Origin of the sequence: Marinibacterium sp. SX1 (genome assembly GCF_050389775.1) — a bacterium.
Taxonomy (GTDB): Bacteria; Pseudomonadota; Alphaproteobacteria; order Rhodobacterales; family Rhodobacteraceae; genus Marinibacterium.
The window spans coordinates 1,343,544-1,366,612 of the sequence record NZ_CP177144.1 but is presented as its reverse complement, the minus strand read 5'-3'; the positions used below and the strand labels follow the sequence as shown (position 1 = coordinate 1,366,612).

Genomic DNA, 23,069 nt, shown 5'->3' with positions numbered 1-23,069 from the left:
ATGAATTTGTCACGCTTCAGCCGCCAGACGGCCGGCCCTGGCCCTGGGCCGCGACAAAGCGGCGGGCGGCCTCGGTCGCCGGGCCGCCAAAGAACACCCGGGCCGGGGCCTGTTCGATCACCCGCCCGCCCTGCATGAAGGCCACTGTATCGGCCAGCCGATGCGCCTCGACCAGCGAGGCGCCGGCCAGCACAAGGCAATGATCGCGGCGCAGGTCCAGCAGCACCTCGCCCAGCCGGGCCGTGGCCACCGGGTCCAGCCCCTGGCCCGGATCGTCCAGCAGCAGCACGTCGGGCCGGCCGGCCAGCGCCCGGGCCAGGCCCAGCCGGCGCTGCTGGCCATCGTCCAGCACGGCATCGGCGGTCTGGTCCAGCCGGTCGCGCAGGTCGGCCCACAGCCCGGTGCGGGTCAGGCAGGTTTCCACGTGGCGGGCCAGCCCGGCCCGGCTGCCCCCCGCGCCGTGGCGCCGGGCGCCATAGGCCAGGTTTTCAAAGATCGAGATCGGCAGGTGATCGGGCTGAGAACCGCACCAGCCGAACCGCCGGCGATGGGTCACGCCATTGCTGTCGGGCCCGTGGATGTCCCGGCCATCCATCAATATGCGCCCCTGCAGGCGGATCCGGTCGTCACCGTCATGCAGCCGGGCAATGGCCTTCATCAGGCTGGTCTGCCCCGCCCCGGCCGGGCCGATCAGCGAGAGGATGCCGGTGCGCGGGATGTCCAGGTCGATGCCCTCCAGCAGGCGCCGGCTGCCCTGGGTCAGCGTCACGCCCTCCAGGCGGATCAGCGGCGGGCCGGGCCGGGCGCCGGACGGAAAGGTCACGATGTTCGGTTCGGGCTTTGATCCCTGGCCCATCAAACGGCCTCCTGCGCAGGGGCATCATCCTGCGCAAGCCTAGCGCCCGCCGCGCCCGGCCCGCCTTGATCTGCCGCAAGGACGGGCCACGAAACCGGCAGGCCAAACGAAAACACCCGGCCGCAGGGGCCGGGTGCGTGACGAAGCCGGGGGCTTCGCGGAATTCTGGCGCGGGTCAGTGCAGCTTGGCACCGACCTCGTCGATCGAGGCGTCGATCATCGCGCTGGCATCTGCATCGCTCATCTGGCGGGCCATTTCGGCCCGGGCCACAGCAATGGCCACCGACACGGCTTGGTCACGCACTTCCTTCACCGCGGCGGCTTCGGCCGAGGCGATCTGCTCTTCGGCGGCGGCCAGGCGGCGGGCAATGGATTTCTCCAGGTCGGTCTTGGCCTGTTCGGCCGCGGCCTGTGCATCGGCCTTGGCCGAAGCCACGATCCGGTCGGCCTGTTCCTGCACCTGCGCCTGCTTGCGCTCGTAGGAGGCCAGCAGGGTCTGGGCCTCTTCCCGCAGGGCGCGGGCTTCGTCCAGGTCCGACTTGATGCCGGCAGCCCGGTCGTCGAGCTGCTTGCCCAGCATGCCGGGCACCTTGAAATAGGCCAGCACGCCGATGAACAGGATGAAGGCGATCGTCACGATGAAATTCGTGTTCGACAGCGAGAAGAACGGCCCCGAGGCGGCCAGCGCCGGGGTGGCGGCGGCCAGGGTCATCGGCAGGGTGAGCAGAGCTGCAAGGGTCATCCGCATCGGGCTTATCCTTTCACGCGCTCGGCCACGGCCGCGTCGATGGCCGATTGGTCGGGTTTGCCGCCGAAGGTGGCGATGATGGTTGCCGCCGTGTCCTTGGCCACGTCGCGCACGCTTTCCAGCGCGCCGGCGCGGATGTCGGCAATGGCCTTTTCCGATTCGGCGGCCTTGTCGGCGATGTCGGCATCGGCCTTGGCAATGGCTTCGTCCAGGTCGGCCTGGATCTCTGCGCGGGTGTCCGCGGCGATGCGCTGCGCCTCGGCGCGGGCATCGGCAAGAGCCATGTCATAGGCCTTTTCGGCCTCGACGGCCTTGGCCTTGAGATCTTCGGCCGCGGCAAGGTCATTGGTGATCGTTCCGGCGCGGTCGGCAAGGATGCCGGCGATGCGCGGCAGGGCCACGCGCGTCAGAACGAGGTAGATGACGATCAGAGTGATGACGAGCCAGAAGATCTGGTTGGGCATCCATTCCGGGCAGAGCTGCGGCATGCCGACGGCCCCGCCGTTTGCGTCCACGCAGACACCGACCAACTCTTCGTATATGGGTTCAGTCGCCATGACTTCCTCCGGTCGCGAGCTGTTAAGTCCATCGGGCGACCCGCGCGTTGCGCGGCGCCGCCCGTCGTAAGGATCGTGTCGTCCGTGCTTAGACGGCGAACATCAGGAGCAGGGCGATCAGGAACGAGAAGATGCCCAGTGCTTCTGCAAATGCGATGCCGATGAACAGCGTCGCGGTCTGGCTGGCGGCAGCCGAGGGGTTGCGCAGGGCGCCGGCCAGGAAGTTTGCGGCCACGTTGCCGACACCCAGGGCTGCGAGACCCGTGCCGAGACCTGCGATGCCTGCGCCGATATGTGCGAGTTGACCTTCCATGAGAGTATCTCCTTACGATTGGAAGTGGAACATGGGGTTGGCGTAGGGCGGGGCTGGCCCCGCCGCCACGTCAGTGAGAGGGATGCAGCGCGTCCTTGAGGTACACGCAGGTCAGGATGGTGAAGACGTAGGCCTGGATGAAGGCCACGAGCAGCTCCAGCCCGTAGATCGCCATGACGCCGAGGATCGCCACCGGGGCAACCGCCGCGACCTGCGCAAAGCCGGCAAAGACCTTGAGCACGGCGTGACCGGCCATCATGTTGCCGGCCAGACGGATGGAATGGCTGACCGGGCGCACGAAGTAGGAAATGACCTCGATGATCGCCAGGATCGGGCGGAGCGGCAGCGGCGCGCTCGACACCCAGAACAGGCCCAGGAAGCTGGCGCCGTTCTTGACGAAGCCCAGGACGGTGACGCCGATGAAGACGCCGAAGCCCAGGATCGAGGTGACCGCGATATGCGACGTCGTGGTGAAGGACCCGGGGATCAGGCCCAGGAAGTTGGCCACGACGATGAACATGAACAGGGTCATGATGTAGGGGAAGTACTTCAGCCCGTCCTTGCCGGTGACGTCTTCGACCATCTTGTAGACGAAGCCGTAGGCCAGCTCGGCGATCGACTGGCCGCGACCGGGCACGATGGCGCGCTTGGACGTGGTCAGGACCATCAGGCCGATGATGCAGAGCACGGTCAGCAGCATCCAGAAGGTCACGTTGGTCGGCGTGATGAAGGTCACCGTGTCGCCACCGAAGAGCGGCTTGACGATGAACTGGTCCATCGGGTGGAAGCTCATGCCGCTGCCGCCGTGGGCGGCGTCCGCTGCGTGGGTCTCGACTGCGCCGTGCGTTTCCGTTGCCACGTCTCAGCTCCTGTCATCGTCGGCAGGACGTCCCGAAGGAGCCGCCGTGTTACCGTCTGTCCCGGCGTCCGCCGAAACCTGTTTCGCCTGGATCTCGGCGGCCGAGCGCATCATCGTCTTGATGCCGGCCGCCAGCCCCAGCAATGTGAACAGCACGAGGAGGAACGGGGTTGTCCCGAACAGGCGATCCAGCCCGTATCCCATGCCAAAGCCGATCCCCAGACCGGCCACCATCTCGATCACCATGCGCCAGGCCTGCTGGGCCTGCGAATAATGCTCTTCCTTCCGCGCCTCGGGTTCCTGGGCCTTCTTCGCCGCCGCGATCCGTGCCTCGAGCTGCGCCAGGCGATGGTCGCGGCGCTGCGTGTCGGTCTGGTCGCCGTCAGGCTTGGTCAAGGAGGGTCCCCGTGCAGTGTTGGCATGGTTGCTACGGAGTTAAGGGCTGCGAGTCAATTACCAGAAATACCCCGGCGTTGCGCGGCTAGGGCAATGTTTTTGCAGGGTATTTTCACCAAGAAGAAAACAGGACCGTGGCGCAAAGGGTGGGAGACGGGGGCAAAAGGATGGAAATGGCATATTCAACCGGACGGTTGACGATCCGTTCGGCCTGCGGCACAGCGATGCCATGTCCGACCCCCTCGACACCGTCTTTGCCGCCCTGGCCGACCCGACCCGCCGGGCGATCCTGGCCATGTTGCTCGAAGACGACATGGCGGTGACCGACGTGGCCGAGCCTTTCGAGATGTCGCTGGCGGCGATTTCCAAGCACCTGGCGATCCTGACCCGGGCCGGGCTGATTGCCCAGGAAAAGCGCGGGCGGGTGAAATGGTGCAAGCTGGAGCCCGACGCGATGAAGGCGGCGTCGGTCTGGATGCAGGGGTTCGGCCAGTTCGAACCGGTCAACCTGGACGCGTTCGAACGGTTCCTGTCACGCGAATTGTCGGGCGAAGGGTCCGAGGCCGGCCAGCAAGGGCCGGAAGAGGGGGACGCCGAAACGCCAAGCCCCGACGAGACAGGCGCCATAGACAACGGCCGTGAAGCCGGGGCGCCCTAGCGCGCGGGCGCGGCGGGATCCTTTTCCAGCAGCAGGGCAAGGGCCGCGACGGTCAGCGCGATGCCGACCAGGGTCAGGGCCGGCGGGGCGCCCTGCCCCGTGGCCAGTTCCAGCAGGATGACCCAGGACGGTGTGAGATAGGTATAGGCCATGACCTTGGCCGACGGCAGGCGCATCGTGGCGAATTGCAGCAGGACAAAGGTCGAGGCCGAGGCAAAGACGACGAGATAGCCGATGGTGATCCAGACCAGCGGACGCAGACCGGCCCAATCCGTCGTGGCCAGGTCCTGCCAGCCGAACAGGCCCAGGATCAGGCAACCGGCGATCATCATGCCGAAGGAAAAGACCAGTGGCCGCTCGCCCCGGTTCAGCCGGCGCACCAGTGGCGTATAGACCGCGTGGCTGACGCAGCCGAAGAAGAAAATCACCTCGCCGCGCCCGATATCCATCGCCCGGGCCGCCTGCCAATCGCCGCGAAAGATGACCCAGACCGCGCCCAGGGCCCCGATGGCCAGGGCCAGGGCCATGCGCCGGGTGGTGACCTGGCCCAGCAGGACCAGGCCGAAACCGGCCGACAGCACCGGGGTCAAAGTGAAGACGGCCGAGGTATTGAGCGCCGAGGCGGTCTTCAGCCCTTCGAACATCAGCAGGAAATACAGCGCAAAGAACCCGCCCAGCACGAGGTACCGCCACGGCGCGCGGGCGGCGCCGCGCGGGATGCCCCCTGTGGCCATGGCCGCGATGCCGATGATGATCGCGGCCAGGGCAAAGCGCAGGGCGTTGATGGCCGCCGGGGCGATCTCGCCCGCGACCTGGGCGCCCAGCAGGAAAGACCCGGCGACCAGCGCCGAAAAGGTCAGCATGGCCAGGTGGCCCTGAAGCGCCGGATTGCCGGCAAGCAGGCGTGTCATCGGGTCCCTTTCATCGGCCACGCGGCCCGCCGCACCGGGCACAAGCGCGCGGCGCCCGGCCGGACCGAAGCGGCCGGACCGCGAACGGCAGCCGTCACAGCGGCCAGTCCCGGGCGCGTTCCTTGAGGAATTGCAGGAAGGTCTGGACCTTGTGGGTCCGGTGCAGGTCGACATGGGTGACCAGCCACAGCGGCGCGGCCCAGTCGGGGATCGGCGGCATGACCTCGACCAGGTCATCGCGCCGGGCGGCATCGCAACAGGGGATGAACCCGATGCCCGCCCCTGCCGCGATGGCCTCCTGGATCGACAGGAAATCGGTCGAGCGGAACACGAAGCGGGCGTCCGGCGCATGGGCGCGCATCCACCGGGCATAGGGCGCGCGGAAATCGGCGTCGTCATGGCCGACAAACCGGTGACCGGCGAAATCGCCCGGCCCCTCGGGCAGGCCGTGGCGCTCGACATAGCCCCGCGAGGCATAAAGCGCCGCGCGCTGCGAGGCGAAGGGCTGGACGACATTGTCCGGCTGGTCCGGCGCGGTGCCCGCCCGGATGGCCACATGGGCTTCGCCATATTCCAGGCGGAACAGCCGCTCGCCGGTCAGGAAACGCACGGTCAGCTCGTCATGGGCCTGCTGGAACGCCGCCAGGGCCGGCACGATCAGCGGGGCAAAGGACTCCAGCGAGGTCACGACCAGCTCGCCGGTCATGCTGTCGCCCTGGCCCTTCATCCGCCCGGCCAGCTGGTTGAACTGGTCCTCGGTGGCCTGGGCAACCCGGGCCAGGTCCTGGCCGGCCTCGGTCGGGGTATAGCCCCGGGCATGGCGCTGGAACAGCTTGACACCCAGCCGGGCTTCGAGGGCATCGATATGGCGGATCACGGTGGCATGGTGCACCCCCAGCACATCGGCCGCCCCGCTGACCGTGCCAAGCCGCACCACCTGGTAGGCCGTGCGGACCTCGTCCCAATTCTCCATCAAGCCCAACCTGTGCAAATGCTCACATTCAGGTCTGGTTTTGCGCAGGGATGTTCGTGAATTCAAGGGTCTTCCCCTGAGCCCCGTGTCATCGGCCGGCCGGGGCCGGTCGATCGCCTGCCGCTTGATCGGCCCGTGATTGGCCCGAGACTGGCCCGTTATTCGCTGTTGAACGCCCCGTGACCGTGCCGTGACTGCGCCGTGCCCGGGCCGGGCGGGTGTCTTGTCAGGGCCGCTGAAGGGGCCGTGCCCAAGCCATTCCTCCGACGGCAGCACCAAAATCGCTGGCCCCGCCCCGCGCCCTGGCGCAAGGTGGGTCGGACAGGACGGCGCGCCCCGGCCGCGGGATGGTCCGCGAGGCCACAGGGCACGGACCCCGGCGGTACATCCCGGCATGGGTCAGCATGGGGCGGAACCGGGCGGCGCGACATGGGACGACCGGCGCGACACGAAAAGACACCGGGCGGCCGGCAGAAGAAGGGGCAGGCAATGAGAAAGATCGGCATTCTCGGCGGGGTCGGCTGGGCCTCGACCCTCGATTACTACCGGGCCATCGCGGAAGGCGCCGGCCGGGTCTATGCCGCGCGGGGCCATCGACCGCCCCTGCCCATCCCGCCGATCACCATCGAAAGCGTCGTGCAGGCCCAGACCCGGGCGCTGCGCGGCCGGCCCGGCGACGAGGACAGCTGGGCCGGGTTCGATGCCGTCTTCCGCACCGCCCTGCTGACCCTGCAGGGCGCGGGCTGTGCCTTTGCGGTCATCGCCTCGAACACGCCCCATGCCCGGCTGGCCGCCATCCGCCGGGGGGTCAGCCTGCCCGTGCTGTCGATCCTCGACACCACCGCTGCGGCCACGGCCGATGCCGGGGCGGACCGGGCGCTGGTTCTGGGCACCTCGGTCACGATGCAGGCCCGCGATTACGCCCTGGCCTTGGAAGCCGAATGCGTGGCGGCCAATGCCCGCCTGCCCGAAGACGACATCACCCTGATGCAGGACATCATCGACACCGATTTCCACGGCGGCGCGTCCGACCGGGCGCGGGCCCGGGTGCTGGACATGTGCAACCGCCATGCCGCGCCGGGCACGGCCGTCATCCTGGCCTGCACCGAACTGCCCCTGGCCTTTCCCGAACACCGCGACGTGCCTGTCTTTGAAGCCGACGGCCATCTCTTCATCAACCCCTCGGCCACCCATGTCGCCGCCGCCCTGGCCCGTGCCCTGCCCGAAATGGCCGGCTGATCCCGGCCCCGCGGCCCTCAGCCCGCCGGCCGCTGCCACTCCATGACATGGAAGAACGGCGCATGTGTATTGCGCGTCTGCTTGGGCTCGGCCCCGCCCACCGGCGCCGGTTCGTCGAAATGGCGCAGCTCCAGCCCGGCGGACAGGAAGGCCTGCATGTAGGCCCCCAGCGGCCGGTGCCAGTTGCGGATGCGGATGCCCCGCCATTCCGCCCAGGCCGCCCGTTCCACGAGGTAGCGATCCAGCCGCACCCGGGCCGAGCCGTCAGCCTGCCAGTCGGCCCGGCCGTCGCCGCAGGTATGATAACCCTGCAGGTTGGCCACCAGCAGCCGCCCGCCCGGCCGCAGCACCCGGGCCATCTCGGCGATCGCCGCGCGGTAATCGGCGATGTCGATCAGGGTCAGGTAGCTGATGGCCATGTCAAAGACCCCGTCACCGAAGGGCAGCGCCTCGGCCTGGCCCTGGTGATAGGTGCCCTCGGGGTGCAGCGCCCGCGCCCGGTCCAGCAGCCCGGCTGTCGGGTCCAGCCCCACCGCCGCGATGCCCTGCCCGGCCAGCCAGCGGCAGAACCGGCCTTCGCCACAGCCCACGTCCAGCACCCGCCCGGGCGCCGCGGCCCGCACCCGGGCCTGCATCGGCGCATCCAGCGTGAAGGCCCGGGCGAAATCCCCCGCCGCGCCCTGCTCGGCGATCCAGGCCCCGGCCGAGGCGTCCCATCCATCCGACATCCGTGCATTCCACCTTGACTCACCCTCCCGTGCCCTCTATCGCACCGGGCAATCCACCGGAAGCCCGCCTTCCGGTCCCGGCACCATGCCGGGATCGCCCTCCACCAGCGCGTTGCGCCCGTGGGGGCGTTTGTGCATTGAGCCGTCGGCCCTTACATTCGGACCGGCAAAGACGTAACGGCGCAGGAGGCCGAAGACATGTTTGAAAATCTGTCCGAGCGCCTTTCAGGTGTATTCGACCGGCTGACGAAACAGGGCGCGCTGTCCGAGGACGACGTCAAGACCGCCCTGCGCGAGGTTCGCGTGGCCTTGCTCGAGGCCGATGTCTCGCTGCCCGTGGCCCGCGATTTCGTCAAGCGCGTGCAGGACCAGGCCACCGGCCAGGCCGTGACCAAGTCGGTCACCCCGGGCCAGCAGGTCGTCAAGATCGTGCATGACGCGCTGGTCGCCACGCTGGCCGGCGAAGGCGATCCCGGCGCTCTCAAGATCGACACGCCCCCGGCCCCGATCCTGATGGTCGGCCTGCAGGGCTCGGGCAAGACGACCACCACCGCCAAGCTCGCCAAGCGTCTGAAGGACCGCGAAGGCAAGCGCGTTCTGATGGCCTCGCTCGACACCAACCGCCCGGCGGCCATGGAGCAGCTGGCGATCCTGGGCACCCAGATCGGCGTCGATACCCTGCCCATCGTCAAGGGCGAGGATCCGGTCCAGATCGCCAAGCGCGCCAAGACCCAGGCAAGCCTTGGTGGCTATGACGTCTACATGCTCGACACCGCGGGCCGTCTGCATATCGACCAGGAGCTGATCGCCCAGGCCGCCGCCGTGCGCGACGTGGCCAACCCGCGTGAAACCCTGCTGGTGGTCGACGGCCTGACCGGCCAGGACGCCGTCAACGTTGCGACCGAGTTCGACGACAAGATCGGCGTGACCGGCGTGGTGTTGACCCGGATGGACGGCGATGGCCGCGGCGGTGCGGCGCTGTCGATGCGCGCGGTGACCGGCAAGCCGATCCGCTTCGTCGGCCTGGGCGAGAAGATGGACGCCATCGAGACCTTTGAACCCGACCGGATCGCCGGCCGGATCCTGGGCATGGGCGACATCGTGGCCCTGGTCGAGAAGGCCCAGGAAACCATCGAGGCGGCGGAAGCCGAGAAGATGATGCGCCGCATGGCCAAGGGTCAGTTCTCGATGAACGACCTCAAGATGCAGCTCGAGCAGATGCTCAAGATGGGCGGCATGGAGGGCATGATGTCGATGCTGCCGGGCATGGGCAAGATGGCCAAGCAGATCGAGGATGCCGGTTTCGACGACCGGATCATCAAGCGCCAGATCGCGCTGATCCAGTCGATGACCAAGAAGGAACGGGTGAACCCCAAGCTGCTGCAGGCCTCGCGCAAGAAGCGCATCGCCGCCGGTGCGGGTCAGGACGTGTCCGACCTGAACAAGCTTCTGAAGATGCACCGCCAGATGGGCGACATGATGAAGAAGATGGGCAAGTCCAAGGGCGGCATGATGAAACAGGCCATGAAGGCGATGATGGGCAAGGGTGGCAACCCGGCCGACATGGCCGCCGGCATGGACCCCAAGGCGCTGGAAGCCGCGGCCAAGGCCGCCGGCGGCAAGATGCCGGGCGGCATGCCCGGTGGTCTGCCCGGCCTCGGCGGCGGCATGGGCCTGCCCCCGGGTCTTTCGGGCTTCGGCAAGAAGAAGTGATGACACGCGGCTGGCCACATAAACCTGTCCTCGGGGTGACGTATCGCGTCGACCTCCCGCTGATGTATGGTGTCGCGCAGCAGCGCGGCCATTGGGTCACGCCATGACAGCCGCTCCGATCATCGACACCGCGCGCACCCGTCTGCGCCCGCATGTGCTCTCCGACATGGAGGCGTTCTGGGACTTCTTCCAAAGCCCCCGCGCCGAATACGTGGACGGCCCGAGCACACGCACCCACCTGTGGTACGGCTTTGCCTCCGAAACCGGCTCCTGGGCGCTCTGCGGCCATGGCGGCTGGGCGATCGAGACCCGCGACGGCGCGCTCGCGGGACAGGTCTGCATCTCGCAGCCGCCGCATTTCCCCGAACTCGAACTTGGCTGGATCCTGTTCGACGGGTTCGAGGGCCGGGGGCTGGCCTTTGAGGCCGCCAGTGCCGCGCGGGATTACGCATTCGCCGCCCTCGGCGTACCGACGCTGGTGAGCTACATCGACCGCCGGAACACCCGCTCGTGCCATCTTGCCGAGCGGCTGGGCGCCGTGGTCGACCCCGAGGCGAAGAGCTACGACGACGCAGATGTGGTCTACCGCCACCGCCCCGCCGCGGAGGGTGTCGCATGATCCCGACGCTGACCACCGACCGCCTGATCCTGCGCGCGCCGAAACTGGCCGATTTCGAACATTGGGCAGCGTTCTTCGCCTCGCCCCGGTCGATCCACGAACGCGGCATGATGGAACGTGACGCGGCCTGGCGGGTCTGGGCCTCGGACGTGGCCATCTGGCAGCTGCGCGGCTACGGCCCCTTCGGCATCGACGACCGTGACACCGGGGATTACCTGGGCGAGGTCGGCATCTATGAACCCGACGGTTATCCCGGCCCGGAACTGGGCTGGTTCGTCGTGCCAGAGGCCGAAGGCCGGGGCATCGCCGCCGAGGCCGCCCGGGCCGTCATGGCCTGGGCCCGCGCCGATCTGGGCTGGACCCGCCTGATCAACATCATCGACCCGGCCAACGCCCGGTCGATCGCGCTCGGCCAGCGCATCGGCGGGGTGATCGACCCCGACGCCCGTGGCGAGGCCCCCGGCGACGTGGTCATCGTGCATGACCTGACCGCCCTGCCCCCGACCAAGGAAGGCGTGGCATGACCCACCCGGTGCTCATCCCCACCCTGGAAACCGACCGGCTGGTGCTGCGCGCGCCGACGGCGACGGATCTCGATGCCTATGCGGCCTTCTGCCAGTCCGAGCGCTCGGCCGGCGTCGGCGGGCCCTTCACGCTGGACCAGGCCTTTCACAAGCTTTCGGCCATCATCGGCCAATGGTCGCTGCGCGGCTTCGGCCGCTGGATGGTCGCCGACAAGCAAAGCAACGAACCGCTGGGCATCGTCGGGCCGTTCTATCCCATCACCTGGCCCGAGCCCGAGATCGCCTGGACGGTCTTTGCCGCCGCCGAGGGCCGGGGCATCGCCTACGAGGCCGCCTTGGCCGCGCGGGGCTATGTCTATGACACCCTGGGCTGGGACAGCGTGATTTCCTGCACCACCCCGGGCAACGACCGGTCGGTCGCCCTGGCCCGGCGGATGGGCGCGCAGCGCGACGGCAGCTTTCACCATGCCGATTACGGCGAATTGCTGATCTGGCGCCATCCCTCGCGGGGGTCACTGGCATGAGCGTGATGCTGTCCGATACCCCGGTCCTGGAAACCGAACGCCTGATCCTGCGCGCGCCGCAGGCCGGTGACATGGAACCGGGCATGGCCTTCCTGATGGACGACAGGTCGCGCTACATGGGCGGACCGCAAAGCCGGTTCCAGGCCTGGCGCACCATGGGCCACCTGACCGGCCATTGGGTCATGCGCGGCTATGGCCTGTTCATCTATTGCGACAAGGCCAGCGGCACGCCGCTGGGCGCCGTCGGCCCGTTCTTCCCCGAAGGCTGGGTCGAACCCGAATTCGGCTGGTCGGCCTGGTCGCCGGCGACCGAAGGCCGCGGGCTGGTCTTCGAGGCCGCCACGGCCACGCGCCGCTGGGCCTATGACACGCTGGGCTGGCCCACGGCCGTCAGCTATATCGACCCCGACAATGCCCGCTCGATCGCCCTGGCCAGGCGGCTGGGTGCCACGCTGGACGATGCCGCCAGCCATCCCGACCTGCCCGGTTGGGAGGGCACGCTGGTCTTCCGCCACCCCGGACCGGAGGCGCTGGCATGACCCTGCCCGACATTCCCGTCCTGGAGACCGACCGGCTGGTCCTGCGCGGCCCCGAGCCCGGCGATTACCCCGATTTCAAGGCCACCTTCACCAGCTACCGCGCCCGGTTCATGGGCGGGCCGCTGTCGACCTACGAGGCCTGGATGCTCTATGCCGCCGAGATCGGCCATTGGCAGATCCGGGGCTACGGCATGTGGATGATCCACGACCGCGACACCGACGAGACCTACGGCATGGCCGGAGGCTGGAAACCGGCGAAATGGCCCGAGCCCGAGATCGCCTGGGTGATCTGGCCCGACAAGGCCGGCCGGGGCTATGCGCTGGAAGCGACCCATGCCGCGCGGGGCTATTTCTATGACCGGCTGGGCTGGGCCGGGGCGGTGAGCTACATCGACCCCAAGAACCTGGATTCCATCCGCCTGGCCGAACGGCTGGGTGCGCGCAAGGACCACGACGCGCCGACGATCGACGGCAACGACGCGGTCTACCGCCATCCCGGGCCGGCCGAGCTGGACGGCACCCAGCTGGCCCATGGCATCGAGATGGAAATCAGCCATTACCGCGACCCGCTCTTCAAGCCGAAAGGATGGTCCCTTGACTGACGACGCAATCACCCGTGCCGCCGAGATCCTCAAGGAGCACCGCGCGAGCATCGACCGGCTGGACGCCATCCTGGTCTACACCCTCGGCGAGCGGTTCAAGCACACGCAGGCCGTGGGCAAGCTCAAGGCCGAACACGACCTGCCGCCGTCGGACCCGGCGCGCGAGGAGAAACAGATCGCCCGGCTCGAAGAGCTGGCGCGGCAGGCGGATCTCGATCCCGAGTTCGCCAAGGCTTTCCTGAACTTCATCATCCAGGAAGTGATCCGGCATCACCGGAAACATCAATCGTGACGGCGGGGTGAACCCCGCCCTACATCCAAACGCCATTCGATAAGGAGAACAGACAATGGCTATGAAGATCCGACTGGCCCGTGGTGGCTCGAAGAAACGCCCCTTCTACCGCATCGTGGCGGCCGACAGCCGCATGCCGCGCGACGGCCGTTTCATCGAGAAGCTGGGCACCTACAACCCGCTTCTGCCCAAGGACAGCGAACAGCGCGTCCAGATGGACATGGAGCGCGTGCAGTACTGGCTCGACCAGGGCGCCCAGCCGACCGACCGGATCGCCCGCATGCTGGAAGCCGCAGGCAACCGCGACAAGGCCGAGCGCAACAACCCCAAGAAGGGCGCACCCGGCAAGAAAGCCCAGGAACGGGCCGAAGAGAAAGCCGCCAAGGCAGCCGAAGCGGCCGAAGCCGCAGCTGCTCCGGCCGAGGACGCCGCAGCGGAATGATCCGGTTGCGGGACGGCGGGTGGGGCGCTGCCGAAGGCCAGCGTCACCCGTCGGCCCGGACCGGGTTGCAGGGTTTTCAGGGGGCGCGACCATGCCCATGATCCAAGGGGCCAGGCCCCGGAAGGGAGCACCGGTATGACGGACCGGCTCTGCGTCGGCGCCATCGCCGGCTCGTTCGGCGTGCGCGGCGAGGTGCGGCTGAAAAGCTTCTGCGCCGAGCCCGAGGCCATCGCGACCTATGGCCCCCTGGCAACCGAGGACGGCGCACGGGAATTTTCCGTGCGCATCGTCCGCAGAGTGAAAAACGGCTTTGCCGCCCGGCTGGGCGGCGTGGCCACCAAGGAACAGGCCGACGCGCTCAAGGGCACCCGGCTTTACGTCGACCGCGACCGCCTGCCGGCCCCGGCCGACGACGAATATTACCATGCCGACCTGATCGGCCTCGATGTCTTCGACACCGGGGGCACCCGGCTGGGCCGGGTCAAATCGGTGCTGAACCACGGCGCGACCGACCTGCTGGAAATCCACGGGCCGGGCCTGAAACAGACTATCCTGCTGCCCTTCACCCTGGCCGCCGTGCCCACGGTCGACCTGTCGGCCGGCCGGATCATCGCCGACCCGCCCGACGGGCTGTTCTGACACCCATGCGCGTGCTGATCCACGCCGGGTTCCACAAGACCGGGACAACCTCGGTCCAGGCTGCCCTGCGCCGCAACCGCGACGCTCTGGCGCCCTTCCTGCGCATCCGCCTGCCCGGCCAGACCCGCAGCCTGCGCCAGGCCGCCCGGGCCTGGTCCGACGGCCATGATCCCGTCGATGCCGGGCTGATCCGCTACGAGGCCGCCGAACTGGCCGGCCGGCTCGATCCCTCCGACCCGCGCCCGGTGCTGATCAGTTCCGAAGACCTCTGCGGCCACATGCCCGGCCGCCACGACCTGGCCGATTACGGCGCCGCGCCGCGCATCCTGTCCTGGATCGTGGGCGCCATCATGGCCGCCCAGCCCGAGGCCGAGGTCGGCGTGCATTTCTCGACCCGCGCGGCCGAGCCCTGGCTGCGCTCGTCCCATGCCCAGCACCTGCGTGCCACGCGCATCACCGAAGATGCGGACAGCTATGTCCACCGCATGTCGGCCTCGGCCGATTTCACCCCGATCATCGCCAATGTCAGCGCGGCCGTGGCCCCGGCCGATGTCTCGCAGACCCCGATCGAGGCCTGTTCGGCCAACCCCCTGGCCCCGCTCTTCGACCGGCTCGACCTGCCCGCCGCCTGCCTGGCCACCGCCGCCCTGCCCGGCCCGGTCAACACCGCCCCGCCCGCGGCCTGGGTCGAGGCCGTGCTGCAGCTGAACCGCTCCGACCTGCCCCAGCCCGACTGGGAACGCGCCCGGGCCGCCATCCGCGAGGAGGATTACACGTGACCGACACCCCCTCACGTTCGCTGGGCCGCAAGGCCATCCGCATCTCGGCCCGCCCGCGCGAGCTGATGACCGCCACGCCCGACCTGCACGGGGTCTGGAAGGCCCGGATCATCACGCTGTTCCCCTCGGCCTTTCCCGGCGTGCTGGGCGAAAGCCTGACGGGCAAGGCCCTGCAGGACGGGCTGTGGCAGCTGGAAACCATCGACCTGCGCGAGTTCGGCATCGGCAAGCACCGCAATGTCGACGACACCCCGGCCGGTGGCGGGGCGGGCATGGTGCTGCGCGCCGACGTGCTGGGCCCGGCCATCGAACAGGCCATGGCCGGCACTTCGCCGAACTGGCCGCTGATCTACCTGTCGCCGCGCGGCCGGCGGATGGACCAACCGATGATGCGCACCCTGGCCCGCACCGACGGCATCACCCTGATCTGCGGCCGCTTCGAAGGCATCGACGAGCGGGTGCTGCAACATTACGGCGTGCAGGAAGTCTCGCTGGGCGATTTTGTCATGACCGGAGGCGAGATCGCCGCCCAGGCCCTGATCGATGCCACCGTCCGGCTGATGCCCGGCGTGCTGGGCAACGCGTCCTCGGCCGTCGAGGAAAGCTTCTCGGACGGGCTGCTGGAACATCCGCAATACACCCGGCCCGCCGATTGGCAGGGCCAGCCGATCCCCGAAGTCCTGATGTCGGGCCACCACGGGCGCATCGCCGCGTGGCGCCATGACCAGGCCGAGGCCATCACCCGCGCCCGCCGGCCCGATCTCTGGGCCGCCTTCACCGCGCGCAAGGACCGCGAAAAGCCTTGATCGCCGGGCCCGTTGTGCCTATACGGCGCTGGCCCGCCCCCTCCTTGGGGGAATCGGGCCATGTGTCCTGTTGCTGACCCGGCATGCTTCTTTCGGGGTTCCGGCGGACCATGTGACCAAAGATACGTGACCTGAACCCTCCGGCGGGCGCCGCGGCGAACCCGACAGAAGACCGGAGCTCTGAGGCGCCAGACCTTCGCGGAGCTAACCGCGAGCAGCTCAGGAGTTGATCAGATGGACCTGATCGCACAACTCGAGGCGGAACAGATCGCCTCGCTGGGGAAAGAAATCCCCGATTTCAAGGCCGGCGACACCATCCGCGTCGGTTACAAGGTGACCGAAGGCACGCGGACCCGTGTGCAGAACTACGAAGGTGTCTGCATCAGCCGCAAGAACGGCGAAGGCATCGCCGGTTCGTTCACCGTGCGCAAGATTTCCTTCGGTGAAGGCGTGGAACGGGTGTTCCCGCTCTACTCGACCAACATCGAGAGCATCACCGTGGTGCGCCGTGGCCGCGTCCGCCGCGCCAAGCTCTACTACCTGCGTTCGCGCCGCGGCAAGTCGGCCCGGATCGCGGAAGTGTCCAACTACAAGCCGAAGGCCGCCAAGGCCGACGCCGAAGCCTGAGGAACCGACCGATGAAAAAAGACATCCACCCGGATTACCACCTCATCGACGTCAAGATGACCGATGGCACCGTCATCCAGATGAAGTCGACCTGGGGCAAGGAAGGCGACCAGCTGTCGCTGGACATCGACCCGACCTCGCACCCGGCCTGGACCGGCGGCAACACCCGCCTGATGGACCAGGGCGGCCGTGTGTCGAAGTTCAAGAAGAAATACGAAGGCCTGGGCTTCTAAGCACCCCCTTCCCGACGTTCGAAACGCCGCCCTCCGGGGCGGCGTTTTTCGTTTCCGGTGACGGTTTGGCAATCTTCAGGCCCCACTCTGCGCGCAACGGAGATGACGCAGGATGAGTCGGTGAAGACGGAGACATCGGTAACCAGGCAATTGAGCAATGCCCGAACCGCGGCACGGCGCGGCGATCCGGTCCGGGCAAGGGAAATCTATACGGCGGTGCTTGAACGATACCCGGGCAACCGCAAGGCCCGGGCGGGGCTGGCCGCGCTTGATGCGCCCCCCGCCGGCGGCGGTGATGGCCGGGCCGGCGAAGACGGGTTGCAGGCGGCCCATGCCCTTTACAACCAACAGGATTTCGCGGCCGCCCTCGCCAGGGCCGAAGCGATCCTGGCCGATGATCCGGCCGATGTGCCGGCCCGCGATCTCAAGGCCGCCTGCCTGCGCATGACCGGCCAGCCCGACCAGGCGCTGGCCATCTACCGGGCCCTGATCGAAGATGACGCGGTCAATGCCGCGCTCTGGCAGAAATGCGGTGACACGCTGGTCGAGATGCTGCGCCTGACCGAGGCCGAGGAATGCCTGGCCATGGCCACCCGGCTGGCACCCGACGTGGTGTCGAACTGGATGCACCTGGCCCGCTGCCTGCAACACAAGGGCGACAATCCCGCGGCTTTCCAGGCGCTGTCACAGGCCCTTGGGCGCGAGCCGGGCAATTCCGCCGCGCTGGATCAACTGGGCCAGGTACTGCGCGACATGGGGCGCAACGACATGGCGCTGGATGCCCATGAACGGGCGCTGGTCCTGGCCCGCACCGCCGGCGACCGCAGCCGCATCCTGACCAATATCGGCGTGGTCCTGTCGGCCGGGGGCGATCGGCCCGGCGCGCGCGATCGCTATCTCGCCGCGCTCGATACCGCGCCCGACAACGTGCATGCCCTGCTCAACCTGGTCACCCTTGGCCAGGACGCCGATGCCCCCCTGCTGGAACGCCGGGCGCGCAAGCTGCTGCGCCAGGACCGGCTCAAGCCGCATGACCGGTCGCGGGTGAATTTTGCCATGTTCCGCCTGCTCGACCGCCGGGGCAGCGACCCGGGCCAGGCCTTTGCCCATCTCGACCGGGCCAATGCCGAGCGGCGCCGGCTGATCGGCTATTGCCCGGCCAACCAGGACGCGCTGTTCCAGGTCATCCGCGAGATCGACGCCGGCACACCGGCGGTGACCGACATCGGGCCGGGCGTGCGGCCTGTGTTCATCGTCGGCATGCCGCGCTCGGGCACCACCCTGACCGAACAGATGCTCTCGGCCGCGCCCGGGGTCTGCGCCGCCGGCGAACTGACCATGGTCGAGCGCCTGTCCCTCGACCTGGTGCGCCTGTTGCAGGCCGATCACCGCGCCGCGCCCAAGGCCGACGAGATGGCCCGTTTTGCCACCGAACTGCGCGGCGGGCTGACCGCCGTGGCCGGCGGGGCGCCGGTGGTGCTGGACAAGATGCCCCTGAACTTCCGCTGGATCGGCCTGATGCTGCAGGCCCTGCCCGATGCGCGGGTCATTCATATCCGCCGAGATCCGGTCGAAACCTGCTGGTCCAACTTCACCACCAGCTATTCCTCGCACGGCAACGGCTTTGCCTACGGGCTGGAGGATCTCGTCGCCTTTCACCGGCTTTATTCCGGCCTGACCGACCATTGGGCCCGGCGGTTTGGCGACCGGATCCGCAGCGTGGCCTACGAAGACCTCGTCGCCACGCCCGAGCCGGTGCTGCGCGGGCTGGTCGATTGGTGCGGGCTCGACTGGTCCGACGATTGCCTGCATCCCGAACGGGTCGACCGCGCGGTGCTGACGGCCAGTTCGCACCAGGTCCGCCGCGCGATCTACAATGGCAACCGGGGGCGCTGGAAACCCTATGCGCCCTATATCGCCCCGCTGCTCAACGGCTTTGGCCGGGCCCATGCCGCATGACGGGACTTTTGCCATCCCCCGGGCCGAGGCCGCTTTTCTTCGTCCGGGCCGCGCCATATAGAGGTCGCCGGGGGCCTTTGGAGAGACTGAAGCGGACATGGCGCATATCATCGTCGTCGGCAATGAAAAGGGCGGCGCGGGGAAATCCACCGTGTCGATGCACGTGGCCACGGCGCTGGCCCGGCTGGGCCATTCCATCGCGGTGCTCGACCTGGACCTGCGCCAGAAATCGGTGGCCCGCTACATCGAAAACCGCCAGACCTTTACCGCCCGATCCAAGCTGGACCTGCCCTGCCCCGACAGCTTTGCCTTGCCCGAGATCGACCCGGCCACCCTGAAAGAGGGTGAGAACATCTACGACCAGCGCCTGTCGCTGGCCATCTCGCAGATGGAGCCGGGCCACCAGTTCATCCTGATCGATTGCCCCGGGTCGCATACGCGGCTGAGCCAGGTTGCCCATTCGCTGGCCGACACGCTGATCACCCCCCTCAACGACAGCTTTGTCGATTTCGACCTGCTGGCGCGCATCGACAGCCGCGGCGAAAAGATCCAGGGCCCGTCGGTCTATTCCGAGATGGTCTGGAATGCCCGCCAGCTGCGCGCCCGGGCCGGGCTGAAGCCCATCGACTGGATCGTCATCCGCAACCGGGTCGGCGCCCAGCGGATGGTCAACAAGGAAAAGATGGAAAGCGCGCTGACCATGCTGTCCAAGCGCATCGGGTTCCGCACCGGGCCGGGTTTTTCCGAACGGGTGATCTTTCGCGAGCTCTTTCCCCGCGGCCTGACCCTGCTGGATCTGCGCGACATCGGCGTCAAGCAGCTGAACATCTCGAACATCGCGGCTCGGCAGGAGCTGCGCGAATTGCTCAAGGCCCTGCACCTGCCCGGCGTCACCGTCGATTTCTGATCGGCCTGACGCCCACCGAAAACTGATCTTCCCGGGGCTCCTTTCGATCTCGGATCGGACTGACGCCAAGGCACAACTGACCTGCCTGGCGCCCTTCGATCTCTGATCGGTCCGACGCAAAGGGACAACTGATCTGCCAGGCGTCCTTCGATCTCTGATCGGTCAGACACCCGGGGGCAACTGACCTGCCCGGCACTCTTCGGTTTCTGATCGGCCCGGCACTAGGGAATATCTGACCTGCCCGGCGCGCCTCGATTTCTGATCGGCCTGACGCCAAAGGACAACTCATCTGCCCGGCGCCCGGGCAAGGGGGCTCAGCCGACGGATTGCCGCCCGGCGCCCTCGGCCGACCGGTGGATGGTGAACAGCTCCATCGGTTCGGCCGCCCCGCGCAGCATGTAACGTCCCAACGACACCAAGTCGTCGCGCTTGTCCCGCGCCGCGTCGCGCACCCGGTCCGACACGATGACCTGCCGCCCGACGTTCTTGTGCATGCCCGACAGTCGCGCGGTCAGGTTGACCGACGCCCCGATCACCGTGAAATCCAGCCGCTCTTCGCCGCCGATGTTGCCATAAAGCAGATCGCCCGCATGCAGCGCCAGGGTGTAGGACGTCACCGACAGGCCCCGGGCCGCGCGGTCCCGGGTCTTGGCCGCCATCTCGACCATGATCCCCTCGGCCGCCGACAGCGCCGCATCGGCCGCCGCCGTCTCGGTCTGGAAATCGAACATAGCCAGCAGCCCGTCGCCCACGAATTTCAAAACGTTGCCCCCCGCCGCCTCGATCGTGGCCACCACCACGCCGAAGTAATCGTTGAGCATGGCGACCAGGTCCTGGCCCTCGATCCGCTCGGCCAGCGAGGTGAAATCTTCGAGGTCGAAGAACATGATCACCGCGTTGATCTGCGCCGACGAGCCTCTCTGGATCTCGCCCGAGATCACCCGCTGGCCGGCATCGCGGCCCAGGTAGATCGACAGCAGGTCAAAGGCCATGCGCCGGTGCGCGGCCGATTTCAGCACCACGCCCAGCACCGGCAGGGTGCGCTCGATCACCTCGATATGGGCCTCGGAAAAGCCCTCGGGCGCATCGGCGGCAAAGGTCATCTGGGCGCCTTCGGGCGGATGCTGGGGGTCGATCGGCATGTCCGGCGCGACCCGTTCGAAGGGCAGTGTGCGGGCATAATAATCGGTCGCCCCCGAGGCGCGCAGCTCGTTCAGGAAAGGGAAATCCGACGGGCCGCCGGCCAGCCTCTCACGATAGGCATTCATCCCGTTCTTCAGGATGTGGAACAGCGGGCTGTTCAGCCAGGCATCCAGCGGGTTCGACCGGGGATAGCTTTCCTCGACCACGGTGCCTTCGCGCCACCAGGTGAAACCGAACCCGCCGATCTCGGGATGTAGCGCGCGCTGCGCCACATGCACGCGCAGCAGCGGCAGGCCATGGGCGCGCAGCTGGTCGCAATAGCCGGTCAGCACGGCCTCGCGCCGGGTGCCATCCAGGCCGCATTGCAACAGCCGGTCGGTCATGCCCCGCACGATCTGCTCGGTGGTCTCACTCATCACACGGCCCCCCTTTGCGGCCATCACGCCGCATAGCCTCAGGCCCCGGCGGGGGCAAGGCAAACGGGATCACAAGCACATTTGAAGCGGTTTCCCGTTGTATTCACCGTTTTCATCCCGCCGATCCACCTGCCCTCATCCCGCCGCCAGCCGGCGCAAAAGCTGGCGCAGCAGCGCCGCCTCGGCCGGGGTGAACCCGGCCATCAGCCGGGCATCGTAGGCGGCCGCAGCCGTCATCAGGTCGCGATAGGCCGCCTGGCCGGCGGGCGTCAGGGTCAGGTATTCCACCCGCCGATCCTCGGCCGACCGATCGCGTTGCAGGAACCGCCGGTCGGCCAGCTTTTGCACCGCCCGGCTGATCTTTGTCTTGTGCATCCGGGCCTTGCGGCAGATCTCGACCGCCGTCATCCGCTGGTAGAGCCCCAGGTGGAACAGCACCCGCCATTCCGTGCGCAACATGCCGTAGCGGTCCTTGTAGAGCTGCTGGAATTCCAGCGAACTGGCCTCGGCGGCCTGGTTCAGCAGGTAGGGCACGAAGTCCTGGATATCGAAATCGGGGTTTTCCGCCATGGCCCGGCCTAGCCCTTGTTAGTTACAAAATCAACCAATATCCCGATAGCCATACCGCAAGGGAGGTCTCGCCAGGGAGGAGTGCGATGAACCGGCATCCTGATCCGCATGACATGGTCCAGGCGGCGTCGCCCGCAGGCACCACGCCCGGCTACATGCCCGGCTGGGGCAATGATTTCGAAACCGAGGCCCTGCCCGGCGCCCTGCCCCAGGGCATGAATTCACCGCAGCGCTGCAATTACGGTCTTTATGGCGAACAGCTGTCGGGCACGGCCTTTACCGCCCATCGACCCGAGCGCACCTGGACCTATCGCATCCGCCCGTCGGTCCGCCATTCGGCGCGCTACGAGCGGATCGCCCTGCCCTATTGGAAAACCGCGCCCTGCGTCGATCCCGATGTCGTGTCGCTGGGCCAGTACCGCTGGGACCCGGTGCCCCATGCGCCCGAGCCGCTGAACTGGCTGACCGGCATGCGCACGATGACCACGGCCGGCGACGTCAACACCCAGGTCGGCATGGCCAGCCATGTCTACCTGGTCACCCGGTCGATGCAGGACGAATATTTCTATTCGGCCGACAGCGAATTGCTGGTCGTGCCCCAGGAAGGCCGCATCCGCTTTGCCACCGAGCTGGGCCTGATCGACCTGGAACCGAAGGAAATCGCCATCATCCCGCGCGGGCTGGTCTATAGGGTCGAGCTGCTGGACGGGCCGGCCCGGGGCTTTGTCTGCGAGAATTACGGCCAGACCTTCGACCTGCCGGCGCGCGGGCCGATCGGCGCCAATTGCCTGGCCAATCCGCGCGATTTCAAGGCCCCGGTGGCCGCCTTCGAGGACCGCGAGGTGCCGTCGACCGTGACGGTCAAATGGTGCGGCCAGTTCCACCGCACGCAGATCGGCCAGTCGCCTCTGGATGTCGTGGCCTGGCATGGCAATTACGCGCCCTGCAAATACGACCTGCGCACCTATTGCCCGGTCGGCGCGGTGCTGTTCGACCATCCCGACCCGTCGATCTTTACGGTGCTTACCGCGCCGTCGGGCATCGAGGGCACGGCCAATATCGATTTCGTGCTGTTCCGCGAACGCTGGCTGGTGGCCGAGGATACGTTCCGCCCGCCGTGGTACCACAAGAACATCATGTCCGAGCTGATGGGCAATATCTATGGCCAATACGATGCCAAACCACAGGGTTTCGTGGCCGGCGGCATGAGCCTCCACAACATGATGCTGCCCCACGGGCCCGACAGGCAGGCCTTTGACAAGGCGTCACATGCCAACCTCGGCCCCGACAAGCTGGATCACACGATGTCCTTCATGTTCGAAACCCGGTTCCCCCAGCACCTGACGCCCTTTGCCGCGACCGAAGCGCCGCTGCAGGACGATTACATTGATTGCTGGGACAGCCTGGAAAAGAAATTCGACGGCACCCCGGGGCGCAAGTGAGCCGGTGCGCTTGGCCATTGCCCGCGCGCCGGGGGCGGCGCAATCTGGCGGCGGC

Annotated in this window: 29 protein-coding genes; 18 read left to right on the top strand and 11 right to left on the bottom strand. The window is 67.8% G+C overall.

Annotation, left to right across the window (positions count from 1 at the left end; genetic code table 11):
* Nucleotides 1–16 precede the first annotated feature (16 nt).
* The 6 genes from ACK3BB_RS06070 to ACK3BB_RS06045 all read right to left on the bottom strand — a co-directional run bounded on the left by ACK3BB_RS06070 (nucleotide 17) and on the right by ACK3BB_RS06045 (nucleotide 3,729).
* Entirely contained in the window at nucleotides 17–856 is an 840-nt protein-coding gene (locus ACK3BB_RS06070) for a phosphate ABC transporter ATP-binding protein (protein ID WP_428927833.1), read from the bottom strand.
* 175 nt (nucleotides 857–1,031) lie between these two features.
* Nucleotides 1,032–1,604, bottom strand: coding sequence for a F0F1 ATP synthase subunit B (locus ACK3BB_RS06065; RefSeq protein ID WP_428927832.1), 573 nt, complete (start codon nucleotides 1,602–1,604; stop codon nucleotides 1,032–1,034).
* A 5-nt stretch (nucleotides 1,605–1,609) separates the two neighbouring features.
* The gene (locus tag ACK3BB_RS06060) at nucleotides 1,610–2,161 is read right to left on the bottom strand and encodes a F0F1 ATP synthase subunit B' (protein WP_428927831.1); all 552 of its coding nucleotides are present in this window, start codon (nucleotides 2,159–2,161) and stop codon (nucleotides 1,610–1,612) included.
* Nucleotides 2,162–2,249: 88 nt separating this feature from the next.
* Nucleotides 2,250–2,474 carry a F0F1 ATP synthase subunit C gene (locus ACK3BB_RS06055; RefSeq protein WP_163847354.1) on the bottom strand — a complete coding sequence of 75 codons (225 nt, stop codon included), beginning with the start codon at nucleotides 2,472–2,474 and terminating at the stop codon, nucleotides 2,250–2,252.
* Nucleotides 2,475–2,544: 70 nt separating this feature from the next.
* Complete coding sequence (locus ACK3BB_RS06050) at nucleotides 2,545–3,333, bottom strand: F0F1 ATP synthase subunit A (protein ID WP_428927830.1); 789 nt, start codon at nucleotides 3,331–3,333, stop codon at nucleotides 2,545–2,547.
* A gap of 3 nt (nucleotides 3,334–3,336) precedes the next feature.
* Nucleotides 3,337–3,729 carry an AtpZ/AtpI family protein gene (locus tag ACK3BB_RS06045; RefSeq protein ID WP_428927829.1) on the bottom strand — a complete coding sequence of 131 codons (393 nt, stop codon included), beginning with the start codon at nucleotides 3,727–3,729 and terminating at the stop codon, nucleotides 3,337–3,339.
* 229 nt (nucleotides 3,730–3,958) lie between these two features.
* On the opposite strand from ACK3BB_RS06045, the gene ACK3BB_RS06040 reads away from it, so the two are divergent.
* Nucleotides 3,959–4,387: an ArsR/SmtB family transcription factor gene (locus ACK3BB_RS06040; protein ID WP_428927828.1), complete on the top strand. Its 429-nt coding sequence runs from the start codon at nucleotides 3,959–3,961 to the stop codon at nucleotides 4,385–4,387.
* On the opposite strand, the gene ACK3BB_RS06035 is transcribed toward ACK3BB_RS06040, so the two are convergent.
* A complete protein-coding gene (locus ACK3BB_RS06035; RefSeq protein ID WP_428927827.1) occupies nucleotides 4,384–5,298 on the bottom strand; it encodes a DMT family transporter in 915 nt (304 codons plus the stop codon). The two genes, ACK3BB_RS06040 and ACK3BB_RS06035, sit on opposite strands and share 4 nt — an antisense overlap.
* Before the next feature lie 94 nt (nucleotides 5,299–5,392).
* Nucleotides 5,393–6,271 carry a LysR family transcriptional regulator gene (locus tag ACK3BB_RS06030; RefSeq protein ID WP_428927826.1) on the bottom strand — a complete coding sequence of 293 codons (879 nt, stop codon included), beginning with the start codon at nucleotides 6,269–6,271 and terminating at the stop codon, nucleotides 5,393–5,395.
* Between the two features lie 489 nt (nucleotides 6,272–6,760).
* Here ACK3BB_RS06030 and ACK3BB_RS06025 point away from each other — a divergent pair, with 489 nt between their 5' ends.
* Nucleotides 6,761–7,510 carry an aspartate/glutamate racemase family protein gene (locus tag ACK3BB_RS06025; RefSeq protein WP_428927825.1) on the top strand — a complete coding sequence of 250 codons (750 nt, stop codon included), beginning with the start codon at nucleotides 6,761–6,763 and terminating at the stop codon, nucleotides 7,508–7,510.
* A gap of 17 nt (nucleotides 7,511–7,527) precedes the next feature.
* Here the strand turns inward: ACK3BB_RS06025 and ACK3BB_RS06020 are convergent, their stop codons facing one another.
* Nucleotides 7,528–8,238 (bottom strand): class I SAM-dependent methyltransferase, encoded by a 711-nt coding sequence (locus ACK3BB_RS06020; protein ID WP_428927824.1) that lies wholly within the window; start codon nucleotides 8,236–8,238, stop codon nucleotides 7,528–7,530.
* Nucleotides 8,239–8,436: 198 nt separating this feature from the next.
* Here ACK3BB_RS06020 and ffh point away from each other — a divergent pair, with 198 nt between their 5' ends.
* The 15 genes from ffh (at nucleotide 8,437) to ACK3BB_RS05945 (ending at nucleotide 19,443) form a co-directional block, all read left to right on the top strand.
* Nucleotides 8,437–9,951, top strand: a complete 1,515-nt coding sequence (gene ffh / locus ACK3BB_RS06015; RefSeq protein WP_428927823.1) for a signal recognition particle protein — start codon at nucleotides 8,437–8,439, stop codon at nucleotides 9,949–9,951.
* A gap of 103 nt (nucleotides 9,952–10,054) precedes the next feature.
* Entirely contained in the window at nucleotides 10,055–10,570 is a 516-nt protein-coding gene (locus ACK3BB_RS06010) for a GNAT family N-acetyltransferase (protein WP_428927822.1), read from the top strand.
* Nucleotides 10,567–11,094, top strand: a complete 528-nt coding sequence (locus ACK3BB_RS06005; protein WP_428927821.1) for a GNAT family N-acetyltransferase — start codon at nucleotides 10,567–10,569, stop codon at nucleotides 11,092–11,094. Before ACK3BB_RS06010 ends, ACK3BB_RS06005 begins: the two co-directional genes overlap by 4 nt.
* Nucleotides 11,091–11,618, top strand: a complete 528-nt coding sequence (locus tag ACK3BB_RS06000; protein WP_428927820.1) for a GNAT family N-acetyltransferase — start codon at nucleotides 11,091–11,093, stop codon at nucleotides 11,616–11,618. The genes ACK3BB_RS06005 and ACK3BB_RS06000 overlap by 4 nt, the downstream gene beginning before the upstream one ends.
* Nucleotides 11,615–12,157, top strand: a complete 543-nt coding sequence (locus ACK3BB_RS05995) for a GNAT family N-acetyltransferase (protein ID WP_428927819.1) — start codon at nucleotides 11,615–11,617, stop codon at nucleotides 12,155–12,157. The genes ACK3BB_RS06000 and ACK3BB_RS05995 overlap by 4 nt, the downstream gene beginning before the upstream one ends.
* Nucleotides 12,154–12,759, top strand: a complete 606-nt coding sequence (locus tag ACK3BB_RS05990; RefSeq protein ID WP_428927818.1) for a GNAT family N-acetyltransferase — start codon at nucleotides 12,154–12,156, stop codon at nucleotides 12,757–12,759. Before ACK3BB_RS05995 ends, ACK3BB_RS05990 begins: the two co-directional genes overlap by 4 nt.
* Nucleotides 12,752–13,051, top strand: a complete 300-nt coding sequence (locus tag ACK3BB_RS05985) for a chorismate mutase (protein ID WP_428927817.1) — start codon at nucleotides 12,752–12,754, stop codon at nucleotides 13,049–13,051. The genes ACK3BB_RS05990 and ACK3BB_RS05985 overlap by 8 nt, the downstream gene beginning before the upstream one ends.
* A gap of 55 nt (nucleotides 13,052–13,106) precedes the next feature.
* Complete coding sequence (gene rpsP, locus ACK3BB_RS05980) at nucleotides 13,107–13,493, top strand: 30S ribosomal protein S16 (RefSeq protein WP_428927816.1); 387 nt, start codon at nucleotides 13,107–13,109, stop codon at nucleotides 13,491–13,493.
* A 135-nt stretch (nucleotides 13,494–13,628) separates the two neighbouring features.
* Nucleotides 13,629–14,132: a ribosome maturation factor RimM gene (gene rimM / locus ACK3BB_RS05975; RefSeq protein ID WP_428927815.1), complete on the top strand. Its 504-nt coding sequence runs from the start codon at nucleotides 13,629–13,631 to the stop codon at nucleotides 14,130–14,132.
* A gap of 5 nt (nucleotides 14,133–14,137) precedes the next feature.
* Nucleotides 14,138–14,911 carry a hypothetical protein gene (locus ACK3BB_RS05970; protein ID WP_428927814.1) on the top strand — a complete coding sequence of 258 codons (774 nt, stop codon included), beginning with the start codon at nucleotides 14,138–14,140 and terminating at the stop codon, nucleotides 14,909–14,911.
* On the top strand, nucleotides 14,908–15,717 hold the full coding sequence (trmD, locus tag ACK3BB_RS05965; RefSeq protein WP_428927813.1) for a tRNA (guanosine(37)-N1)-methyltransferase TrmD: 810 nt from the start codon (nucleotides 14,908–14,910) through the stop codon (nucleotides 15,715–15,717). Before ACK3BB_RS05970 ends, trmD begins: the two co-directional genes overlap by 4 nt.
* 234 nt (nucleotides 15,718–15,951) lie before the next feature.
* Nucleotides 15,952–16,344 (top strand): 50S ribosomal protein L19, encoded by a 393-nt coding sequence (rplS, locus tag ACK3BB_RS05960; protein WP_428927812.1) that lies wholly within the window; start codon nucleotides 15,952–15,954, stop codon nucleotides 16,342–16,344.
* A gap of 11 nt (nucleotides 16,345–16,355) precedes the next feature.
* On the top strand, nucleotides 16,356–16,577 hold the full coding sequence (gene rpmE / locus ACK3BB_RS05955) for a 50S ribosomal protein L31 (protein WP_428927811.1): 222 nt from the start codon (nucleotides 16,356–16,358) through the stop codon (nucleotides 16,575–16,577).
* Between the two features lie 216 nt (nucleotides 16,578–16,793).
* Nucleotides 16,794–18,536, top strand: a complete 1,743-nt coding sequence (locus tag ACK3BB_RS05950) for a sulfotransferase (RefSeq protein ID WP_428927810.1) — start codon at nucleotides 16,794–16,796, stop codon at nucleotides 18,534–18,536.
* 97 nt (nucleotides 18,537–18,633) lie between these two features.
* Nucleotides 18,634–19,443 (top strand): division plane positioning ATPase MipZ, encoded by an 810-nt coding sequence (locus ACK3BB_RS05945; protein ID WP_428927809.1) that lies wholly within the window; start codon nucleotides 18,634–18,636, stop codon nucleotides 19,441–19,443.
* Between the two features lie 314 nt (nucleotides 19,444–19,757).
* Here the strand turns inward: ACK3BB_RS05945 and ACK3BB_RS05940 are convergent, their stop codons facing one another.
* Both ACK3BB_RS05940 and ACK3BB_RS05935 read right to left on the bottom strand, forming a co-directional pair.
* Nucleotides 19,758–21,002: an adenylate/guanylate cyclase domain-containing protein gene (locus tag ACK3BB_RS05940; RefSeq protein ID WP_428927808.1), complete on the bottom strand. Its 1,245-nt coding sequence runs from the start codon at nucleotides 21,000–21,002 to the stop codon at nucleotides 19,758–19,760.
* A gap of 135 nt (nucleotides 21,003–21,137) precedes the next feature.
* Nucleotides 21,138–21,572 (bottom strand): MarR family winged helix-turn-helix transcriptional regulator, encoded by a 435-nt coding sequence (locus ACK3BB_RS05935; protein WP_428927807.1) that lies wholly within the window; start codon nucleotides 21,570–21,572, stop codon nucleotides 21,138–21,140.
* Between the two features lie 86 nt (nucleotides 21,573–21,658).
* Here ACK3BB_RS05935 and hmgA point away from each other — a divergent pair, with 86 nt between their 5' ends.
* Nucleotides 21,659–23,014: a homogentisate 1,2-dioxygenase gene (gene hmgA, locus ACK3BB_RS05930; RefSeq protein ID WP_428927806.1), complete on the top strand. Its 1,356-nt coding sequence runs from the start codon at nucleotides 21,659–21,661 to the stop codon at nucleotides 23,012–23,014.
* Nucleotides 23,015–23,069 lie beyond the last annotated feature (55 nt).

Coding starts and splice junctions, on each gene's coding strand:
- ACK3BB_RS06070 (WP_428927833.1), bottom strand. CDS start 856: ATGGGCCAGGGATCAAAGCCCGAACCGAACATCGTGACCTTTCCGTCC.
- ACK3BB_RS06065 (WP_428927832.1), bottom strand. CDS start 1,604: ATGCGGATGACCCTTGCAGCTCTGCTCACCCTGCCGATGACCCTGGCC.
- ACK3BB_RS06060 (WP_428927831.1), bottom strand. CDS start 2,161: ATGGCGACTGAACCCATATACGAAGAGTTGGTCGGTGTCTGCGTGGAC.
- ACK3BB_RS06055 (WP_163847354.1), bottom strand. CDS start 2,474: ATGGAAGGTCAACTCGCACATATCGGCGCAGGCATCGCAGGTCTCGGC.
- ACK3BB_RS06040 (WP_428927828.1), top strand. CDS start 3,959: ATGTCCGACCCCCTCGACACCGTCTTTGCCGCCCTGGCCGACCCGACC.
- ACK3BB_RS06035 (WP_428927827.1), bottom strand. CDS start 5,298: ATGACACGCCTGCTTGCCGGCAATCCGGCGCTTCAGGGCCACCTGGCC.
- ACK3BB_RS06030 (WP_428927826.1), bottom strand. CDS start 6,271: ATGGAGAATTGGGACGAGGTCCGCACGGCCTACCAGGTGGTGCGGCTT.
- ACK3BB_RS06025 (WP_428927825.1), top strand. CDS start 6,761: ATGAGAAAGATCGGCATTCTCGGCGGGGTCGGCTGGGCCTCGACCCTC.
- ACK3BB_RS06020 (WP_428927824.1), bottom strand. CDS start 8,238: ATGTCGGATGGATGGGACGCCTCGGCCGGGGCCTGGATCGCCGAGCAG.
- ffh (WP_428927823.1), top strand. CDS start 8,437: ATGTTTGAAAATCTGTCCGAGCGCCTTTCAGGTGTATTCGACCGGCTG.
- ACK3BB_RS06010 (WP_428927822.1), top strand. CDS start 10,055: ATGACAGCCGCTCCGATCATCGACACCGCGCGCACCCGTCTGCGCCCG.
- ACK3BB_RS06005 (WP_428927821.1), top strand. CDS start 10,567: ATGATCCCGACGCTGACCACCGACCGCCTGATCCTGCGCGCGCCGAAA.
- ACK3BB_RS06000 (WP_428927820.1), top strand. CDS start 11,091: ATGACCCACCCGGTGCTCATCCCCACCCTGGAAACCGACCGGCTGGTG.
- ACK3BB_RS05995 (WP_428927819.1), top strand. CDS start 11,615: ATGAGCGTGATGCTGTCCGATACCCCGGTCCTGGAAACCGAACGCCTG.
- ACK3BB_RS05990 (WP_428927818.1), top strand. CDS start 12,154: ATGACCCTGCCCGACATTCCCGTCCTGGAGACCGACCGGCTGGTCCTG.
- rpsP (WP_428927816.1), top strand. CDS start 13,107: ATGGCTATGAAGATCCGACTGGCCCGTGGTGGCTCGAAGAAACGCCCC.
- rimM (WP_428927815.1), top strand. CDS start 13,629: ATGACGGACCGGCTCTGCGTCGGCGCCATCGCCGGCTCGTTCGGCGTG.
- ACK3BB_RS05970 (WP_428927814.1), top strand. CDS start 14,138: ATGCGCGTGCTGATCCACGCCGGGTTCCACAAGACCGGGACAACCTCG.
- rplS (WP_428927812.1), top strand. CDS start 15,952: ATGGACCTGATCGCACAACTCGAGGCGGAACAGATCGCCTCGCTGGGG.
- rpmE (WP_428927811.1), top strand. CDS start 16,356: ATGAAAAAAGACATCCACCCGGATTACCACCTCATCGACGTCAAGATG.
- ACK3BB_RS05945 (WP_428927809.1), top strand. CDS start 18,634: ATGGCGCATATCATCGTCGTCGGCAATGAAAAGGGCGGCGCGGGGAAA.
- ACK3BB_RS05940 (WP_428927808.1), bottom strand. CDS start 21,002: ATGAGTGAGACCACCGAGCAGATCGTGCGGGGCATGACCGACCGGCTG.
- ACK3BB_RS05935 (WP_428927807.1), bottom strand. CDS start 21,572: ATGGCGGAAAACCCCGATTTCGATATCCAGGACTTCGTGCCCTACCTG.
- hmgA (WP_428927806.1), top strand. CDS start 21,659: ATGAACCGGCATCCTGATCCGCATGACATGGTCCAGGCGGCGTCGCCC.